Below are 20,793 nucleotides of genomic sequence, written 5' to 3'. Positions count from 1 at the left end.
ATGAAAACGAGAAAGAAAAGCGTATTACTGCTAACAGCAGCGCGTGTAACCCTGGTGCTCTTAAAAATAATAGCCGGTTACAGAACTATAAAGATATGGCAGAACCTGGGCATGTATACCACTGCGGCCGCTGGTTTGGCTTTGCTGGTAATAGTACCCGGTTGTTTATCGCAACGTTCCGGTAAAGTAAAAACCGTGTATAGCACCGATACCGCTTTTGTGACCGACATTGTACAGAAAGCAGTGGCCACCGGTACGGTAGCGCCCCGCAAACAGATCGAGGTAAAAGCGCAGGTATCCGGCATTATCGAGAAAGTGTATGTAACAGCCGGCCAGCCTGTGAAAGCCGGTCAGCTGCTGGCTAAGATCCGCCTTACACCGGATGCGGTGAACCTGAGCAAAGCGGAAAGCGAGCTGCAGAAAGCCCGCATTTCCTACACCAACGCCAAAATAGAAAAGGAGCGTTTTGAGCAGCTGTTCAAGGAAAAGGTAGTAGCGGAAAAAGAGTACCATGAGTATCTGCTGAATTTCAATAAGGCCGATGCCGACCTGAGGGAAGCGCAGAACACCCTGCAGCTGGTAAAGGTAGGCGCCTCCGCACAATCCGGCATTGCCGCCAACGAAGTACGCTCTACCGTGAATGGCATATTGCTGGATGTACCTGCCAAGGAAGGCAACTTTGTAATAGAACGGAACACCTTCAACGAAGGCACCACCGTTGCCACCATTGCTGATATGAACGACATGATCTTTACCGGCAAAGTGGAAGAAGCCGATGTAAACCGCCTGAAACCCGGCATGGACCTGGCCATTACCGTACGGGCCACCGAAGAAAGGACCTATCACGCCCAGCTGGAATTTATTTCACCCAACGGGGTAAAGGAAGAAGGCGCCACCACTTTTGAGGTGCGGGCCGCCATTAAGCTGGACAGCACCCAGTTCCTGCGGGCCGGTTATAGCGCCACGGCTGATATTGTGCTGGAAAAACTGAATAATGTGCTGGCCGTGCGGGAAAGCGTAGTGCGGTTTGAAAAGGAAAAACCTTATGTGGAGGTGGAAGTACAGCCCCAGACCTTTGAAAAAAGGTATGTACAGCTGGGTTTGTCGGACGAGATCAATATCCAGGTGCTGGGCGGGTTAAAGGCCACGGATAGGCTGAAAGCGGTTTTTTAGGGGAGAAAATATATTTTGTTGGCTATTTTTTAAAAAATTTATACATTTGCCCTCCCAATTCGCGTAATGCCCGATAGTATAACGGTAGTACGACAGACTCTGACTCTGTTTGTCTTGGTTCGAATCCAGGTCGGGCAACAAAAGCCGAGGCTTCTCCTTCAAGAGAGTTTCGGCTTTTTCATTTCCTCTCACCTTTAGGCGACTAAAAACTTACAATTAGTCATCAATCGCTGTAGATGTTTCTATATCCGCCAGGGCAGTGCTTAATAGCTTCTCCCGATTTTGCTGTTCTGTCTGATCCTTTTTGATCTTGTACCTGCACGCATTTAGCAGGTAACCACTAAGATTGATTATCCGTTCGTTCTCATATTGTTGCTTGAACCAGAAATCTATAAATACTTCTGAGTAACTTCTTCTGCTGCATGCCAAGGTATGAATGTCAGGATCTATCCATGCATGGCCCAAACCTATATAAACAGACTAGCATGTTCAGATGTATTGATATATACATGAATAAAGAAGTTCTGTACAATATGACTGTATTTCAGTAGAGAATGTAAGGATTGTATTTTGCTATTTAAAATGCAGTGTGCTGTCCTTATCCCAGTAATATTCCACCTGTCCTTCCAGCTGGAACATGGAGAGTTGTTCTTTTAAAGACATGTTACGGGAAAGGCCGCCGGAGAATTTAAAATTGGCGATCCTGTCATTGTCCATGACCGCAGAGATCCCAAACCAACGAGGAAGTACTTCACAGATTTTTGACAGCGAGAGATCCTGGAAACGGAAAATACCCTGTCTCCAGGAGAGGATGTAGGAAGGATCGAAAGGCTGCACGAGCACTTCTTTATTTGAAGCAACAGCCTGCACTCCAGGTTTGAGCATCACCGGGCCAGCGGTATTTGCAGACGGGTCTTTCACGATTACTTTTCCGCTGACCAGGGAAACACGGCTGATACCAGGATCATAGGTATTGACATTGAATGCCGTACCCAGTACCTGCACGCTTGCATTGGGAAGGTGTACGATGAAAGGTCTTTTGGCATCCGGTGCTACTTCTAAATAGGCCTCGCCATTAATGGTTACTTCCCGGTGGTCGGCAAATGACAGCGGGAATGTGATAGAGGTGGATGAATTCAGGTGCACGGTTGTCCCATCGGAAAGCGCTATAGTATAGTCTTTACCGATGGGGACCAATAACGTGGAATTACCAGATGCAACCGCGCCTGTAGGGGTGTATGTTAATGTTTTATTGTTGTTGCTGAAGGTGGCGCCGGCTGTATTTACCTGTCCTTGCCGGGCAGAAAGGTCAACCACCTGTCCGTTGGGTAGCCGCAATTCGATTCTGGACTTTGCTTCGTTAACTGCGGAGAGATGGTTGATATCCTGTTTCTTGGGTAGCAGGATGGCGATCCCTCCGATGGCTATACCGAATATGATAGCAGCGGCAGCAGCTATGGACAGGGTTCTGCGGATCTTTATGACTTTGCGGCGCCGGTTGTCTTTATCAATGCCTTCCCATACTTTGTATAACATGGAAGGAGCATCATGTTCAGCTATAATCTGGTTGATCTCCGAACTTTGACCCAGTGCCACCTGCGCATCATTAAATTCACTGGCTTCCGGATCACTGGCCAGCAGCTCACTAAGCTGCTCGTCCTGTTCAGGAGAGATAATTCCAGCAGCTTTGAGGCCGGACAACTGATCTATTATGCGGAATTTTGGATCCATGCTAACTAAATAAACCTGCGAATATGCGTTTTGTACTGTTCTTACAGCTGATTCTTTAAAAATTTCCTCATTGTTTTCAACCCTTCAGATACAAAATTGCGGAGGGTCTGGTTTTTCATCCCGGTTTCTCTGGCCAGGCTCTCATAGTCTTCACCGTCTACTACGTAGCGTCTGATAATGTTTCTTTTGACCGGGGAGGAGATGTGCTCTATGGCATTATGGAGGATTTCTGCGAGTTCTTTATTTTCAGCGGAAGGAGTGATCATCTTGTTATTTGGGTCGCCCAGTTTTTCATCCAGGTATTTTTGGCGTACCTTATTTTTAGCGATCTTATTGATACATGCATTATGCATGATGGTATATATATAATTGAATACCTTGCCACCGGACTCCAGCTTTTCACGGTTGTGCCACACCTTTATAAATACCTCCTGCACGACGTCTTCAGCGTCCTGGCGGTTTGGACCCAGTCGCTTCAGCGATTCGCGCAATACATAACCTTCGTAGTGGTAAAAGATTTCATTGAAGGCTTCTTCACTGCCTGCAATCAGCCTTCTGACCGATTCTATTTCGTTGAATTCATCCATAATCCCCAAGCCTTGTTGAGAAAACGACGCTACCACTAAATTTGGAGATCATTGAATGGAATAGTGGTAACTTATCTATTGTTGGTAAATTTTTACGGTTGAGCTTGTCTTCGTAAAATTATAATTATTGGCCCGTAAATCAAAATGCTCCCTTAAAACGATATTGACCATATCCTTATCCAATCCAAATATAACTGGTTAGGATCAGCCTTAAAGTTAATGTGTTGTAAATGCTGGGCAATAACCCCTTGGTGCCAATTTTATTTGGGCTAAAACCCAATTTTTTTTAGAATTGAACAGTACAAAATGAATTTTTAACGGTTTATTAATATAGCACCCGTTTTATAGCAAAAAACAACTAGGTCCTACTGGGACATATTATTAAGTCATGTGAATTCATAATAAGGATGTTACGTCCTTAGAAAAGCCTGTTATAATATGGATATATGAAGGTCCTGAAAGGCGTCTCAGGTCCCTGCGGAATTGACATTTTTTCTCGGCATACCTACAGCGTAATAACGAAAGCTAAAATTTATCTAAATCCTTCATCTATGGGACAACTTTATTCCGTTCTCACACGGTGCATAGCGCTATGCGTCATCTTTTTATCCCTATCCCTAATGGGATTTGCCAACCAGGGGGAAATAAAAGTCACTTTAGAGGTCTCCAACAAACGGCGGGCTGATGTTCTACACCTGCTGGAAAAACAAACGGGCATGATCTTCTTTTATGCCTCTAATCTTTTTAATACGGAGCAGAAGATTTCTATTTCTGCAGTTGATAAGACATTGGATGATGTCCTGGATAAAGTTTTTGAAGGGACTGGAATGGTTTGGTCTTATGAGAGGGAGAAGTTTATCTCTATTAAGCCTAAAAAGAAGATTGTAGTTGAGGATGGATTGCCTGCAGATTCAAATATTGTTTCGATTGCTTTAACTGGAAAAGTAATGACAATAGATGGTACTCCGATCCCTGGAGCAACGGTTAGGATTAAAAGAACAAATGAAGGGTCAACTACTGACTCTGCAGGTGCTTTTTTCATATCAAATACTAAAAAAAATGATTTGCTAATTGCGAGTTCGGTTGGTTTTGAAACAAGAGAATTGGTCATAACCGGAAAAAGTATTATAATAAAACTAAACATTAGTATAAACGATTTAGATGAAACAGTTGTTAAGGGTTACTACAACACAACTAAAAAACTTAATACAGGATCAGTAACAAAAATTAGTTCTAAGGACATTTCTAAACAACCAGTTGCTGATCCTATACTTGCCTTGCAAGCGATAGTGCCCGGATTACAAATAACACAAACCTCTGGAATTGCTGGAGCAAATATAGTTGTAAGACTACGTGGTCAAAACAGTATAGCAAATGGAAATGACCCACTGTATATCATCGACGGTATACCATTTCCGTCGCAAAGTTTAACCAGCAAAGTTGTTGGAGGTGGGGCGACATCATTAAGCCCATTTGCCAATTTAAGTATAGCGAATATTGAGAGTATAGAAATACTAAAAGACGCAGATGCGACGGCAATTTATGGATCAAGAGGAGCTAATGGTGTAATTCTAATAACTACGAAGCGTGGCAATATTGGTAAAACTAAAGTAGACGTTAATATTAATTCAGGTATCGGAGCCGTAGGAAGTAAAATTAAACTGCTGAAAACGGAGGAATATTTAAAACTTAGGCGATTAGCATTTACGAATGATGGAGTTAGTCCTCAAGCTTCTGATAACGATATTAACGGTAATTGGGATACTACAAGATACACAAATTGGCCTAAAGTTATTATTGGTAATACCAACAAGTTAATTAATGCTGATGTAAGCATTTCTGGTGGTAATGAATTGACTCAGTTTCTTATTAACGGGACGTACAGAAATGAAACAACTGTATTTCCGGGAGATTTTAATGACAGAAGGCTATCGTCATTAATCAGCCTTTCTAATAGATCCAGAAATGGAAAGTTTAAAACTACAGTGACAAGTAGCTACTCAAATGACAATAATATTATTCCTCTCTCTGATCCAACAAACAGTATATTTTTGGCACCCAATGCTCCGTCTATATGGAATGCTGAAGGCCAATTAAACTGGGAAAAAGATACTTGGATTAATCCCATTGGAGAGTTACAACGAAAGTCTATTTCATCAACAAAGAATGTTATGGGAAATGCCAACTTATCATATGATGTAGCCCCTGGTTTGGAAGTAAAGAGTTTATTTGGATTTAGTAACATTCAGATGAAGCAATCGATGACGACACCTCTAACTTCATATGGCCCATCCTACGCGGACAAGCCATATTTTCGAAAGAATACTCAAGCTACAAATAGTATTAATACTTGGAGTTTCGAACCTCAAGTTTCTTTCTCAAGGAGAATATTGAGTGGAGATTTAAATATTCTCTTTGGTTCAACGATACAACAAACCATTAATGAAAGTTTAGTTGTCGCGGCATCAAATTTTCCATCAGACGCGCTGATTGGGGATATAGGATCTGCTACATCACTATTCAGCCGAAGCGGCTACACGCAGTACCGATATATATCCTTTTTTGGGCGCATCAATTATAATTTTAAAGAAAGATACTTAATCAACCTAACTGCTAGGCGAGACGGTAGTAGTAGGTTTGGTCCTGGAAAAAGATATGGAAACTTTGGGGCTATTGGAGCTGGATGGATTTTTACAAATGAGAACTTTTTTAAGAGCCAAAGTATTTTAAGCTATGGAAAGGTAAGAGCTAGTTACGGTACAGCAGGGAATGATCAATTATCAGACTATCAATACTTAAGCAGTTATTCATCTTATAATATACCATACTTAGGTGCAACAGGATTGTTTCCAACTAGAATTGCAAATCCTTATTACAACTGGGAGTCAATACGTAAGTTGGAACTTGGATTAGAACTGGGAATTCTAAATAACTCTGTAGTTCTAACTACCGATTTTTATGAAAATAAAACATCAAATCAGCTAGTAGGGTATTCATTACCGACATTGACAGGTTTTGGGTCAGTGCAGGCCAATCTCCCGGCTGTAATAAAAAACTGGGGTGTTGAATTTGAAGTAAGTACTACTATATTGAATAAAAGAGGATTTAATTGGAAGAATAGTTTAACGTTAACCATTCCAAGGAATAAACTTGTTTCTTATCCAAACTTGGAAGCCTCGCCATATAACAATGTTTATGCAGAGGGGCGATCACTATTTATATACAAAGGCTTCCATTATATTGGACTTGAAAAAGCGACAGGAGTATATGCATTTGAAGATGTTAATAATGATGGCAGCATTACCTTCTATCAAGACTTTACAGCCTATAAAGAAATTGCGCGTAAATTCTATGGTGGCTTTAGCAATACTCTTACATTAAGAGGATTTCAGATTGATATTTTATTCCAATTCGTAAAGCAGAATGCTATAAACAGTCTATATTATGGATTCATGCCAGGAGAGTACAATTCAAACCAACCATCTAATATTTTCAGACGTATTGAGAATGGTGAAATTGGAAGGGTGAGTCAAGACTATGGGGGCGTAAGCACATCAGCCTATTATAACTTTATATATAGTGATGGTCAGATACGCGACGCTTCTTATGTAAGTCTTAAAAATATTAATATCTCCTATAATCTTCCAGAAAATCTTTTCGGCTCAAAATTTAAAGTTAATAGCCTCTTATATATTCAAGCACAGAATCTTTTTACAATTAGCAATTACATTGGACTGAATCCAGAGACGCTTTCTGTCTCTCAACTACCTCCATTGCGAATGGTGACTCTTGGATATAAACTTACATTTTAGCATAAAATGTTTGGATTGACTTATTTAATTGACAAAATTCGATATGCGATGAATAAATTTCATGGGAAGTGTAATCTCTTCAAAATTACCTTTAAGTATTTTAAAGCAACAATCATATATATAATGATTACCTGCTGTTCAGGGTTCCTGACTGTTGAATCACCCAAAAATGAGCTTGTTTCTGAGGAGGTATTTCGGGATCCATCAACAGCTAACGCTGCAATGCTTGCAATTTTCTCTCAGATGTGCAATGAACTGGGTGGGCCTTATAGTATCTCTCTTTATACAGGCTATACATCGGATGAATTGAATTGCCATTCAACGGATCCTAATTTAAAGATGTTTTATAATAACAAAATTCTACCAGGGAACGAATATCTCTTGCAGGAACTGTGGAGTCCCGGCTATAAATATATATATGGATGTAATGCTATAATAGAACAGTTGGGAAAGCAAAAAGCCATACCTGTTGCATTAAGTAATCAATTAATAGGTGAAGCAAAATTTATTCGGGCATTTTGGCATTTTTACCTCCTCAATTTTTTTGATGCTATTCCCTTGATTATAAGTACAGATTATACTGTTAATTCTGTCAGTTCACGATTTTCAAAGAAAGTTGTTTATCAACAAATCATAAATGATCTGAGAGACGCAGCAGAGTTGTTAACCGAAACATATGTCGCAGTGGATGGCATATCTAAAAGTGAAACCCGCGTTCGTCCAAACAGATGGGTTGCGTATGCACTTTTATCAAGAGTTTATCTATACAATGATGAATATTCGAATGCAGTCAAAATATCTTCATTGTTAATAGATAATAATCCAAATTTTAGGTTACTCAAAGATCTTAACACTGTATTCTTGGTAGGCAGTGTGGAAACTATTTGGTCTTTACAACCATCAAATAAGTCCGGATTTAATACTCAGGAAGGACGTAACTACATACTAACAAGTATCCCGCAAATTATGGGTAGTAGTCAAACCTCAACTATAAGTGATCATTTATGGAACGCATTTGAGAAAAATGATCAGCGAAGAGTTGAATGGATTTCATCTTTTCAGAACTATCGTTTTCCTTATAAGTATAAAGTGGCCGTCGGATCCGAGCTAAACGAGTATTCTGTAGTTCTTAGATTAGCGGAACAATATTTAATTCGTTCCGAGTCAAAGGCACAACAAGGTCTATATGAAGAAGCCGTTCGAGATCTTAACACAATAAGAAATCGTTCCGGGCTTGGAGATTATTCAGGCCCTTTGGACAAAAATTCGATTTTGGAATCCATTCAGCATGAAAGACAAGTGGAGCTATTCACTGAGTGGGGGCATAGGTGGTTTGATCTTCGCCGAACTAACGGAATAGATTCGATAATGATACAAGCCATGTCAGAAAAGAAATCTACTTGGAGTTCATATGAAAGAAATTACCCAATTCCCCAACTGGAGAGAGATAAGAATCCAAATTTGGATCAAAACAATGGTTACTAAATTTCTGAAATAAAATTAAAAGTTATGAATTTCTTATTTAGGGTACTAATTTCTATGTTGTTTATAGTCACTACTGTTACTAATGGATACTCAAAGGAGAGTTATGATGATATTCAGAGCATTTTAAAAATTGGATATAAAATGCCCGTGGTTCAGTTTAATGATGTTGAATATAATAATACTAAAACTGTCAAGCCAAGTGATTACAAAGGGAAATGGTTAATACTTGACTTTTGGCATGAATACTGCTCAAGTTGTATATCAAGTATGCCACACAATCAGTTCTTACAGGATAAGTTTTCTGGTTCTGTACAATTTTTGCTAGTGGGAATGATAATTAAAAAAAAGGCAACTATACAAACCCTTTATGAAAAGATAAGAGAAAAAAATAACCTTAGTATTCCAATTGCATACGATTCTATCGTTCATAAAAAACTGGGAATATCGGCGGCACCAATACTAGTAATTATTAATCCAAGTGGTATAGTAGTAGGAATAACATACAGCTTAAATGAAGAACAACTATCTGCATTTATAGCGGGACAGTCGCCTCAACTTGCGCGTAGTTACTTGGCATATGATAGCTTGAGTGATAAACGACTTGGACATTCAGAATTAATTTCTGAATCTATTAAGAATGGAAGCTGCTTATTTAGTTCTGTGCTTTCAACATATAATCCAAAATTTAAAAGTAATGCATACCTCATTACAGAGGACCGAGTAATCGCATTTAAGAAGGATTTGAAGAGCCTTTACAGAATAGCTTATACTGGGCATACGGATTGGTATTTCGGAGATTCTTTATACGGTAAAATCAATTTGGATCCTATATTGTTAGTTAGGGACTCTTCAAAATTTCTCACCAGCGAGATTACCGATGATAATTTATTTAATTATAGTTTAGTATATCCTAAAGGTATAGCGAGACAGAATAATGATGGACATTATTCTCTTTCACCGGAGATTATGGAAGCTGTTCAAAAGGATTTAAAAACAGTTTTTGGTTATGATGTGAGAATTGAGAGGAGAGAATGCCGTTGCGTTAAGCTTGTGAAGAATGGCAATTTCAATAGTAAATCATATTCCAATAGTTCCATTCCAAGCTTACAGGAGCCATTTGGACCAAATCAAGGTATTAAAGCAACTGCAATATCTCCTTCTGAATTGCTAGGTTTGCTTATAACGCAGCCAGGGAGACCGTCTTCTTTGAATGGAGTAATATTCGAAGATGAAACAGGGATATTTAAAAGAATTGATATCACTATTCATGGAATATACTATGATGAATGGATATCAGAGCTTAAAAAGTTTGGATTTGAACTAATCCCCTGCAAAAAAATCATAGATTACATTGTTATAAGAGATATGAATTAATAGTTAAATGGCTGATGGGTTTTCCCATCAGCCATTCTTTTAGAATTCTCAGGGTTGAGTGTTCTGAGTCAGCGGATCGGCACAAGTGGTTGTATTAACAAATGTGTCAAAAATCTGCCTTTTAGTTGTCCCTTGACCAGGAATAACCTTTTGGCATGGGAATGCACCTCCAGAGCAAACTGGTAGAGGAGATACAACACAATTCCCAGCGGTGTTAATGTAGTATTCTGGAGCCACATTTGCAGATGCAATTTTTGTCGCTCCAATGGCTGCTACCGCTAAAAGCAGAGAAGAAAAACCGATGAAGAATCTAACCTTTTTCATAATTATATTTGCTTTATGTAAAGCAATAAACTTAAAATGAAAAAATATGCCTACTCTATTTTACAGGTTTTCGGCTTTCCCTGTATTTCGCAGCGAAAATGACTCTTATAGGTTGCAATAGGGATGAATGGATATCCTATCTGATTGTAAGCTCCTCAAGTGGCTGCGGCTTTGGTAACAATAATCGCAACAGATCCAGCAAACAAAAAGGGAAGGTTATCAATACACGTTGCTTAAGCATGATTGCTTTTTATTAGTTTTCTTCCAGACATGTTATACATTGAGTTGCTGAGATCCTATCGTCATACATTTGTACCCAACCTTGACCTGGTATCATCCTAACACATGTACATTTACCTGGTGGGCAGTTTGTAGTCGGCCCTATAACACATAAACCTGCGGTATTAACGTAATAGTCGGGGGGAGCTTGATCTAATGACATACCTTTAACCACAAAAAGCAATAAGGCAGATATAACTATACAAGTAAATGGAATAATAAAAGGTTTATTTTTCATGTGAATTTGTTTAGGATTTTATTAAATGACTTTGTACATCATGTAGGTTATTTTTTTTATAATCTATCCTCCCTAGTTTTTTATTCAGTACGATACCAAGCAGCGCGATTGTTGTAAAAAGAATATTGAAGACCAAATGCGTTTCCCAACTCATTGCCCTTATAACACCGCCGCAAGTGCAGGGCCTATGCCCACCTTTTAATAAGATCCCTCCTACATATATTGTGAATACCGTCATTAGTACAAATGAGCTCCAAAGCCCAATTTTCTGGGTTTTATTAAATAATAGCAGTATTGCAGTAAGTACCTCAACGGATGGGATGACCGCATATACCAATGTTGATAGTTTGCTAATGATCGGTGCATTAATCAGATCGAATTGAAAAGTGTCGTGATCTATTATCTTCATCACACCTGTATAGAAAAATAGTATGATTAGCAATCCACAAATGATCTGTAGAATATTGTGTTCCTTTTTCATGGTACTTTTATTTTGCTTTATTTAATACTGCTAGTAAATCATCGATCTTTGCCTGTCCACTAAATGCAGCTCTCATTTTCTTCTCACCGTCATAGACGATCGTATAGGGAGTACCGCTTGGCTTGAATAGCTTATAGAATGACTGGCTATAGTCTCTTCCTAAGACAATATTTTTATGTTGATCGATTTTGAATACCTGATTGAAGAGTTTCATTCTACTGAACTGCAGATCAGTTATAAAATACAGCCTGGTATCAGAAAGCTCATCCTTGTGCTTTATGATCTCTCGTGTTTCGTCCTGGCATTCCCTGCAATCGGGATCGTAGTACACCAGGACAAAAGGTGTTCCCTTCGGTATTTGTGTTGTGCTCATAATTGTAGAGCTGTCCAGTAACATAAAACTGAATTCCGGTAGGGGGGGGTATCCTTTATGACTGGCACCGCATGCTGTGATCCAAATGCTGCAAAAGAGAATAATTATAAGTCTCATATTGATGTTTTTTCTGTTTGATCTTCATCCGTAATGCGCTTTACAAAAAAGACAGCAATAGGTACTTGAATAATCATAAGGAACAATTGGTACCTGAGTACTATCGGTGATGCCATCACGCTAAACAGAAGGTTAAGACCCCACACAATACCTACAATGGCGATGACTACCTTCTGGTTTTTACTCAGCTGCTTCATAAAACCATAGTATGTGAAGCCGATGCAGCTCAATATGAATAAGAATTCAACTACCATCTTCAAAGCAGATGAGTATTTCAACAGCTTGGGCTCCATGGAGTAAGCCTTAACCTTTGAGTTATTATACCCAAACCATGTCTGCGCTAATGTGCCTACGCTATCCCTCTTCAAATTATATACACTCATAAACTCTGGCGAAGGATAGAAGTAGTTCAGGAAATTCGCTCCCAGGAAATACTTAACGTATTGTAAAGGGTATTTTGCAATCAAATAACGACCATATGCAGCATACATAGGCGCCACAGATGACCATGCCTTAAAGAAATCCTGAGATGCAACCGGATCACGCATTAAATGACTTTTCAATGGTCCGCTCCATAGATAATAAGTACCCAGTACCGAATCGGGCCTATGGCGTAGCGCCCTCAATGAATCCATATGATGACGCACCTCATCATCTATCCCTTTAAACCGATCGGTCACTGGTACTCGAACAGTTTCATCCAGGCGCCGATACATGAAAAGAGCATTGCTGGCAAGCTGCCATCCGCTGAAGGGCGCAAATTGTGCAGAACCGGCAAAGGATCTGTATTCACTTTTATTTTCCTTGATGAACATTCCGAGCAGTACCGCTATCCAACAGAAACAGGCCAGCCTATACGACCAGGAAACCCGGGCAGCCAGTAGCACCAGAACTGAAATGATCGGATAATACAAGGCATTATAACGCACGCTCAGCAGTGCCAGTAGCAGAATGCCGTGTAATACAATGAAGCTTGCTGACGGCCTGTATATTAGCCACAACAGCTGGGTGAACCAAAGTAGACTAAGACTTGTAAAGAGCGCATCAGCGGATACATAATTACTGATAAATATTATCATTGGGTTCAGCATGAGCGCCGCTATCAATATGAGCACAAGTTTGCGTGACATCTTCAGGAAATACCCCATGGAGACCACATAAAAAACAATCGTCAATTCAAAGAACAGGAACTGTGTGAACACCAGTGCGGTATCTGAACGGAAGAACGTATTTACTATACGGAGGAATTTTGAATACCCGATTGGCCATATATTGATATTACTATTATTCCACGCTGCCTCCAGGTAGTAATAGGAATCAGGCATATAATTGGCAAACGGATAGAGCAATTTGAATAATAAGAATTGTAGTATAATTAACGAAGCTGTACCTATCATCAATCCCTTATTGCCAAAGAACCATTGAATTCCGGCCGACTCTGATTGTGGGAGCTTTACATCTTCCTTCCCTTTTTTGTCACTACCATCCGCTCTGGCAACTTCATGATAATCCTGCTCCGTATTAATCGACCAGATATTATCTTTATCAGTAACACCAGCTGCGATATTATCTACCGCCACCATTGCTGTCAACATTGAGTGATCGGAATTATTGTACTTATGCATACCATTCCTACCTATGAGGAAGAGGTTTTTCAGCTGGTCTGTATAGTTGCGTACCTGGTCAAAGTTTTTATATGCTCCGAAATATGCTGGATAGGTCTTTTCCATCCTTATGACGGTTGCATCCATCACATTGGCTGGGCTGGCCAGCCCGATCTTTTCAAGTTCGCGGATCGCCAGAGCTTTTATATCCTGGTCATGCTTGTTCCAGAACGCATCTGTGGAATTACAGAAGAATTCCATTCCCACCCATACAGTACCTGGAATATTTACCATATAAGGACTCCAGTTATTGAAGATCTGCAGCCGGCCCACGGTTACTTCTTTTTCCTGGATATAGATCCAGGTGTCCTTCAGCTCCAGTGGATGCCACTCACCAGTAGCCTTATCTTGTGATGAGAGTTGCCTTAACAGTATCCCAACGGTAATAAAATCCCGATACTGCAGACCAGCAGCTATTTCCTTCACATTTTCCGGCACGCCGGTATCTACTGCAGCAATCAGTTCCTTTACCGGCATAGTGGAAAAGAAATAATCTCCTTCTAAGTATACAGTCTTGCCAGAGGTATTGTCTGCCGCTGCGATGGCGGTTATGCGGGATTGTTCTGTATTGGTATAGACATGTTCCACATCATGGTGCATCAGGATCGTACCACCCATGCTTTCAACCTGCCTTGCGACTTCTTCCCATAACTGACCAGGGCCATACTTTGGGTAAAGGAATTGCTCGATCAAGCTGGTCTCTGTAGCTTTCTGCAAGATGTCTCCCTTTGCGTTGCGCTTTGTGGCAGATTGAATAGCATGTTGGATGGCTTTGGCGATTGATACGCCTTTGATCCGTTGTGCCCCCCATTCAGCCGGAATATCTTGACAGGGCACTCCCCAGACCTTTTGCGTATAATCCTTAAAAAAGAGCTTATAAAGAACTTGTCCAAAGCGGTTGATCATAAAATCTTCCAGGTTCTTTTCCGGCCGGCGCGGTGAGAGCTGTGCCTTCAGGTAGGAGAACATGATTGCTATGGTAGTGGATAGGCCCAGCTTACGCAGGGTATCTATAGATAACTGTATTGGATAAGTGAAAAATTTACGCAGGAAATAAATCCGGGAAAGTCGTGGTCGTACCAGCATAACTTTATCAGGATCTGAGATAGGTGCACCATTGTTGGTCTCATTACTGAGATCAACTTTTCGGCTTTTATTTTGATAGGTGATGTTAAATGCTTCTTTCTGGTTTTCCTCCACCGGCATGATGTTCATCCACCAGTTCATTACACGATCTGACTTTGAAAAGAACCGGTGCCCACCAATATCTATGCGGTTCCCTTTATAATTGACGGTCTTTGATATACCTCCTATGTCACCGGACTTCTCCAGGATCACCGGCTTGATGTCTGTGCGCTTGAGTAATTCATATGCGGCGGTAAGGCCGGCAGGGCCGGCGCCTATAATGATGGCTCTTTTTTCCATAGTTTTTCCAATAAACCACCCGGCACCTCCCTCGAGGATTACGAGAGAGGTAGCCTTGGTGGTAGGCAAAAAAATAGTTGACTGCGCTGTAGCGCCGTTGTATATTAAAATACTAAAAGCTTAAAGAGTAGCGCTATCGTTTTTCATACAGGATCACTTACTTTAAAAATTGGCAAAGTATCAGGGTAGTTCTGCCTTGAAAGGCAGAACATAATTTTCCTCAAAATAACTGTCAAATATCGCGGTTATAACCGATCGTGACACGGGCGATACCGACGGTAAGGTGAGGGAAGTCAACGTCTAATGAAAGATTTACGGATTATGGTGCGTTTTCTTCATACATCTGGCGGATAGCCATGGTGAAGAGAGATGATACCTTTTGTTTGAGATATATTTCCGCCTGTTCAGGTGTACCCTGAAAGCTTTTCATATCATCAATGGCAGTATGCATTTCGGGAGTTATATGGCCAGCGTCCATCAATACGGCGGCAGTCGGTATTTCTGAGGATTCAGACTTGTGTCTTTTACTTTGAGTCATGGTTTGTCAAATTACAGGACCGGTAATAATTAGCTCCGACAGCTCAAATGGTTTCGTGTAACGTGATGCAATACTTAGCCGGGCTAATTGGATATTTTGAGTATAAATCTAAAGTGGATTGGAACGGGATTACAGGGTTTCTCTTCGCTATCGATCACTACTTCCTTGCTGCGTGTTCATTACAAATATCGAAGGATAATTTTTAAGATTTCTTTCTTTTTGACTAATAAAATTCCGGCTGTTTGTTCACGAATGCTGCTTTTTAAACGCAGTAGGTGTCATTCCTACTCGTTGCCTGAATGCACGTGAAAAGTTGTCCGGATCAGCAAATCCTATCATGAATGCTACTTCATTTACTGTCAAACCTTTTTTTAACAGGTCCATCGCATGATCCATCTTTTGCTTGTGGATATATTCCTGTACATTGTCGCCATACAGTTGCGTAAAGCCGTGATAGAGCCATGTTCGGCCGATGTTGAACTCTTTGCAAAGGTCATTTACAGTAAGTTTGCGGTCCAGATTTTTTAGTATGTACGTTTTGATCTGCTCCAGCTTTTGCATTTCTGTTTTACGAATGGGGATCGTTGCTTCCCGGTGTTCAAGTAGCAGTGTGATCCCGTTCACCAGCAGTTCCTTTGCTGCAGCTTCCATTTTCACGGATCCTTTAATGCCTGGTACTTTATTGGTGATGATCTTCTCTGCCAGCATCCACAGGTCCACCGGAATGTTGAGTGAAAGATTATTGTACCGGCGCACCGCAACACCTGCCATTTCTCCGTATTCGTCATAAAAGAAGCGTTTGTCGGTGATCAGGTCATTGACATATTCCCGTCTGATCTCCAGCTGCAGGAAACGATACAGGCCAGGAGGGTAAAACACCTGGTAGTTACCCGGTTGCATATGCAGCAGCTGGTATTGCCCCTCACGGTAATCATCTGTTACGCCGGCCGCCTCGCTGGAAAGTAAGGGGTTTCCCAGCACGAAATTCAGCAGGTAGGTGTCATCGTCCAGAAAGCAGTCAATCTCTGTTGTGCGTTCTACCTGGATGAGAATATAATGCACTACCAGGATATCAAGGGGAAGTTGCTGCACAAGGACGGTCGCAGTATCTGTTACCATCGCAGCGGGTAACGTGTTCGTGATCTCATAAGATTGCAGTGCAGGCTCTATCGTGGAGGATACCTTCATCCTCCTGGCTGGAACAGGTTTTATTACCATGGTCATTTTATTGAGGGATATGGTTAACGAATCAAAAAGTCTTTAGGCTTTAGCTGATCATAGATATCATGTAACACCTGGGAAATATCCTCCCGCATCTGGTTGTAGGGTACATCGGCCTGGTAGTCATCAGCGGGATATTCCCTGCGTAGATCTTCCAGTAACGGAGCCCATTGAACCATGACCTGATGGGAGAAGGGCAAAATGTAATGTGGGGCATTTTGAGGATTTTTCATGCCGGGTATTTTATTGCTGCCCCGGGGTCGGGGGCTTATAGATCATTTTGTCATATTCCATCAACAGGTTGTATATCCATTGTTCATCCTCCAGCAGGTATTTAAAGTTGTCAGCTACGACCACACAAATGGAAATATAGGTGCCCGCTCCAAAGATCATCCGGTGAATGTTGGTCACCAGATTGAATTTCAGCTCCGTGATGGAACGGGCTTCCAGCACTATTTCAGACAAGTTCCCGGGGTCCATTCCCATAAACACCGGGCTGCCCATCACAGAGAAGAAATAGCAGGTGCAGGGCTCTATGATATTTAGCACGAGCGCAGTTGGGTGTCTGAAATCGGTGTGGTGGACGTAGATGGCAAATTGTTCTTTTTCCAGCCCCTGTTTGATGAGTATACCGTGGAGCCCTTGCTGGACAACGGCTTCATGCATGGGCAGGGTAGTCCATTTATATAGCGCTGGAATCTTTGTGGTATTTAACACCGTGCCTTCTGAATTGTCTATTACCAATTGCATAGATATCTCTTGTGTCTCCTCGGTTGCTAAGTTGGATAGATCGTTCATATGCTTTGAGAGTTTCATAAGCTTGTCATAATGCACAATAGCAGTGCGTGGAATTCCTGTAGCCTTGGCGATAAGGCGCTGGCTGAACGGTTACAATAAAAGATGGAACGTAAACCTGACCATATAAAGCAGGCTGCTATCTTCCCGCTGGTCAAATTTTTTCTCCGCTACTATACAATACGGCTATTGGTTGTTTCCCGGATAACAGAAATAAAATAAATCCTCAAAATTTTACTGGCTATTTTGGCTTCTTGCGCCCGCATTTTGGGGATTGTCCTGGTGTTGTCTTGTCTTTAGCACAATTGCTCATGTCACATAAATCACTATATGATGCAATGTAAATAAATCTTTGCAACTCATCAAAAAGCTAAAGCGGACAAAATGTGCCATGCGCTTAGGATTCTCCGTGAGGAGGGCGCGCTGGCGGCGGTAGAATCAACGTCAAGCAAAGAAACGACTAATAAATAGCATCGGGGGCTCAGGAAGGTAAAAGGTAAAGAAAAAATTTATCCTCGAACAGTACAAATCCACTTATTACCGGTTTACTTATATGGGAGATCCTTCTTAAAAATAGGGCGGGCCTGTAATTGCATTGTGACAATAACATTAAATAACCGGATAGACTTACCAACACATTTTAGTCATAAGCATGTTCACTTTGATCTCGGCAACAGCCTGGTGTAAATACCAGCTGTTGCTTTAAAATGTACACATACTTTATATACCGTTTGTATTCTAAATCAGTAGATTGTAATGAAAAATATAATAAGGAAGCTTGTTGTGCTCAGTGCAGCGCTTTTAGCATCAATACAGTATCGGCTCAACTCGAAAGGCCAGTTCAATGGGAGTTTACCAATATAGTAGGAGAGGTAAAGTTTATGGCCTGTAAGGATGAGGAATGCCTCCCGGTAGATAATGAATCGTTCAATCTTGCTTTAAAATAATTCTCGTTCCCCAAATAAGTTGAATCAACGTTTTCTGGTTGATAAATTGGTAATAACACAGTGAGCTGCGGAATGGTGAGAACGGATTTCCTTACCATTCAAACTAAGGAATCTGTAGGTGATGCCTATCAGAAATGTCAATATCCGCAGGTACCTGTCCAGGTATCTGCTTTTTTGTTTCGTAAATCCATTGTTGAAATCCATCAAAGCCTTTGTTATGCTGATGTTCTATAAGCTCGATGAAAACAATAACCCTATTCCGGTTGGAACGACAGAAGAACTGATGGAAATGATGGAAAAAGGCGAGCTTGGAGTAGAAGATATGAAAAGTATGAAAAGAAAATCACTGTGGTATGATAGTATAGATGAGATTACAATCTCCACAGTATTTCTGGCTTCTGACGAAGTTTCAATAAAAAAGCCAATGCTATTTGAAACCCTGCTCAGAGACACTAGCGCTGTTCCACAGTTTAAAACTGATGAGGATTATGAAATTTGCCAGGCTATTCAAAAGGTGCTGGAAGAAAGGAAATCGGCATAAGAATCCACAAAAATTGCTTAATTCAAAGCTGTAGCTTTGCGAAAATTGGCCAATTAATTTAAAACCTTGTTAAGATATATATTACCCTCAAGGAGAGGATGAGCTATGGGCAAATGTATCAGAAAGACAGATTCTGACGCTGTTTGTCTTGGTTCGAATCCAGGTCGGGCAACAAAGCCGGAATTTTTCTCATGAAGGTTCCGGCTTTTTTTATTCCTCCAAGCCTTGAGGTGACTAAAAACGATTCAAGTTTGAAATTGATGCACTGTAGGAACACTTTCCCTGGAGGAATATTTCACAGCGGTTGTAATGTCCTCATAATAAAGGCAGGATATATCTACGATACGAAATCACCAGACCATCATTTTAAGAATAACAACCAACCCGTTTATGCACTACTGCGGTAGAATTTCATGGAACGGGAGTTAATTTCCATTCCGGAGCTTTTCATAATCCTCAATGTTAACCGTTAAAATAAGCTTGCCATGTAGAAAATAGTCTCAAATAGATCGTCCATTTCCAAATTCAACATCTACCTATCCTCATTTCAGACATCACTGCCAGAAGCATTGATTTCTATCATTAACTGTTAAACATCCCAGGTAACCATGAATTCAGAAATGCTTTCCAAATTTCGCTATCCGTTTCCAACACTTAAAAACCCTTTTGCAGAGACACTTCAGGAAGTAACAAACAATGAGTGGATAGACAAAGAATACCGCTGGCTATATTATAATGATGAATCTACGAGGTTAAAGTACAAGAAAACAAAAACAGCCCACATTGCCTCTCAATGGTTTCCTACGGCGAGCTACGAACGACTACAACCTGTGTGCCGCTTCATGCTCTGGACGCTCTATAATGACGACATGTACGAAGAAGTCACACCTGAAGAGATACAGTTGGTTCACAAACATACCATTGCAATATTGAAAGGAAAGGTAACCGCGGAGAAATCCGGCCTGCCACTTGGCCAGCTATTATCTTCTTTAAGGGAAGAACTATTAAAATACCTCACGCCAGCGTCGTTGCAGCGTTTTATTGCCGCCCTCAGCAGGTATTTCAATGGGCTTGAACAAGAAATGGCCTATAAAACCAGGAGAACTTTCCCGGGTATTGAGGAATGCCTGGCCATCCGGGAAAACTCACTATGCCTCCGGCCCTTTCTGGAGCTGGCGGACATAGAAACTGAACAGCCATTGCCGGATGAGATACACGATCATCCCGTAATACAACGCATTATTTCACTTGCTATACGGATGATGGTATGCTTTAATGAGGTACAGTCGGTGAGAAAAGATGAAGCTACAGACGGCATATATTATAACGTGGTGAAGGCAATTCAGCATAATCGGAATCTTTCGCTTGAAGAGGCTTGTTTAGAGGACTTACGTATTCATAACGAATACCTGAGAGAGTTCATACACCTTCAGTCATTTCTGCCTGATTTTGGCCGCTGGCATGACCTGGTGGTAAATCGCATACACTATATCAGTATGACGCTTAGTGGCTGGAAGGCCGTTTCCTTTAATTTACCACGCTACAATAGCACTGAGGGATTCCCGTCTATCGAAACCATCAGGCAAAAAAACAGTAAGGTCGGCACCTGAAGCCATGCGCCTGCAAGATCATCTGCAATACGATATTAATCAATGAAAGCTAATTGTATCTCCACATTATCCAATAAT

At 40.9% G+C, this 20,793-nt stretch carries 16 protein-coding genes and 1 tRNA gene; 7 read left to right on the top strand and 10 right to left on the bottom strand.

Features of this window, described 5'->3' with window-relative positions:
• Window positions 1-1,173: an efflux RND transporter periplasmic adaptor subunit gene (locus BMZ54_RS30390; RefSeq protein ID WP_089920689.1), complete on the top strand. Its 1,173-nt coding sequence runs from the start codon at window positions 1-3 to the stop codon at window positions 1,171-1,173.
• A 67-nt stretch (window positions 1,174-1,240) separates the two neighbouring features.
• Window positions 1,241-1,311, top strand: a tRNA-Gln gene (locus BMZ54_RS30385).
• Between the two features lie 435 nt (window positions 1,312-1,746).
• Here BMZ54_RS30385 and BMZ54_RS30375 read toward each other — a convergent pair.
• Window positions 1,747-2,904: a FecR family protein gene (locus BMZ54_RS30375; protein WP_089920685.1), complete on the bottom strand. Its 1,158-nt coding sequence runs from the start codon at window positions 2,902-2,904 to the stop codon at window positions 1,747-1,749.
• A 41-nt stretch (window positions 2,905-2,945) separates the two neighbouring features.
• Window positions 2,946-3,491, bottom strand: coding sequence for an RNA polymerase sigma factor (locus BMZ54_RS30370; protein WP_089920683.1), 546 nt, complete (start codon window positions 3,489-3,491; stop codon window positions 2,946-2,948).
• A gap of 620 nt (window positions 3,492-4,111) precedes the next feature.
• Between BMZ54_RS30370 and BMZ54_RS30365 the strand changes: the two genes are divergently transcribed.
• Genes BMZ54_RS30365 through BMZ54_RS30355 form a run of 3 tightly spaced genes read left to right on the top strand, consistent with a single transcriptional unit; the run spans window position 4,112 to window position 10,162 of the window.
• Window positions 4,112-7,303 (top strand): SusC/RagA family TonB-linked outer membrane protein, encoded by a 3,192-nt coding sequence (locus BMZ54_RS30365; RefSeq protein WP_162277716.1) that lies wholly within the window; start codon window positions 4,112-4,114, stop codon window positions 7,301-7,303.
• Window positions 7,304-7,351: 48 nt separating this feature from the next.
• A complete protein-coding gene (locus BMZ54_RS30360; RefSeq protein WP_162277715.1) occupies window positions 7,352-8,788 on the top strand; it encodes a RagB/SusD family nutrient uptake outer membrane protein in 1,437 nt (478 codons plus the stop codon).
• A 24-nt stretch (window positions 8,789-8,812) separates the two neighbouring features.
• Complete coding sequence (locus tag BMZ54_RS30355) at window positions 8,813-10,162, top strand: TlpA family protein disulfide reductase (protein ID WP_089920677.1); 1,350 nt, start codon at window positions 8,813-8,815, stop codon at window positions 10,160-10,162.
• Between the two features lie 48 nt (window positions 10,163-10,210).
• On the opposite strand, the gene BMZ54_RS32845 is transcribed toward BMZ54_RS30355, so the two are convergent.
• The 8 genes from BMZ54_RS32845 to BMZ54_RS30320 form a co-directional block, all read right to left on the bottom strand.
• Entirely contained in the window at window positions 10,211-10,486 is a 276-nt protein-coding gene (locus tag BMZ54_RS32845; protein ID WP_143081191.1) for a hypothetical protein, read from the bottom strand.
• 527 nt (window positions 10,487-11,013) lie between these two features.
• Complete coding sequence (locus tag BMZ54_RS30350; RefSeq protein ID WP_089920675.1) at window positions 11,014-11,484, bottom strand: MauE/DoxX family redox-associated membrane protein; 471 nt, start codon at window positions 11,482-11,484, stop codon at window positions 11,014-11,016.
• Window positions 11,485-11,491: 7 nt separating this feature from the next.
• Window positions 11,492-11,857 (bottom strand): TlpA family protein disulfide reductase, encoded by a 366-nt coding sequence (locus BMZ54_RS30345; RefSeq protein ID WP_162277714.1) that lies wholly within the window; start codon window positions 11,855-11,857, stop codon window positions 11,492-11,494.
• 113 nt (window positions 11,858-11,970) lie between these two features.
• A complete protein-coding gene (locus BMZ54_RS30340; RefSeq protein ID WP_089920901.1) occupies window positions 11,971-15,063 on the bottom strand; it encodes an NAD(P)/FAD-dependent oxidoreductase in 3,093 nt (1,030 codons plus the stop codon).
• 319 nt (window positions 15,064-15,382) lie between these two features.
• On the bottom strand, window positions 15,383-15,601 hold the full coding sequence (locus BMZ54_RS30335) for a hypothetical protein (RefSeq protein ID WP_089920671.1): 219 nt from the start codon (window positions 15,599-15,601) through the stop codon (window positions 15,383-15,385).
• Between the two features lie 246 nt (window positions 15,602-15,847).
• Window positions 15,848-16,789, bottom strand: a complete 942-nt coding sequence (locus BMZ54_RS30330; RefSeq protein WP_162277713.1) for a helix-turn-helix domain-containing protein — start codon at window positions 16,787-16,789, stop codon at window positions 15,848-15,850.
• Window positions 16,790-16,842: 53 nt separating this feature from the next.
• On the bottom strand, window positions 16,843-17,055 hold the full coding sequence (locus tag BMZ54_RS30325) for a hypothetical protein (protein ID WP_089920667.1): 213 nt from the start codon (window positions 17,053-17,055) through the stop codon (window positions 16,843-16,845).
• 10 nt (window positions 17,056-17,065) lie between these two features.
• Window positions 17,066-17,620, bottom strand: a complete 555-nt coding sequence (locus BMZ54_RS30320) for a hypothetical protein (protein ID WP_089920665.1) — start codon at window positions 17,618-17,620, stop codon at window positions 17,066-17,068.
• Window positions 17,621-18,781: 1,161 nt separating this feature from the next.
• Here BMZ54_RS30320 and BMZ54_RS30310 point away from each other — a divergent pair.
• Window positions 18,782-19,105, top strand: coding sequence for a hypothetical protein (locus BMZ54_RS30310; protein ID WP_202909398.1), 324 nt, complete (start codon window positions 18,782-18,784; stop codon window positions 19,103-19,105).
• Window positions 19,106-19,713: 608 nt separating this feature from the next.
• The gene (locus BMZ54_RS30305; protein ID WP_089920658.1) at window positions 19,714-20,715 is read left to right on the top strand and encodes a terpene synthase family protein; all 1,002 of its coding nucleotides are present in this window, start codon (window positions 19,714-19,716) and stop codon (window positions 20,713-20,715) included.
• Window positions 20,716-20,793: the final 78 nt, after the last annotated feature.

Origin of the sequence: Chitinophaga rupis, assembly GCF_900109685.1 — a bacterium.
Lineage (GTDB): Bacteria > Bacteroidota > Bacteroidia > Chitinophagales > Chitinophagaceae > Chitinophaga > Chitinophaga rupis.
The sequence above is the reverse complement of the archived record's forward strand: the minus strand, read 5'-3'. Positions and strand labels throughout refer to the sequence as shown.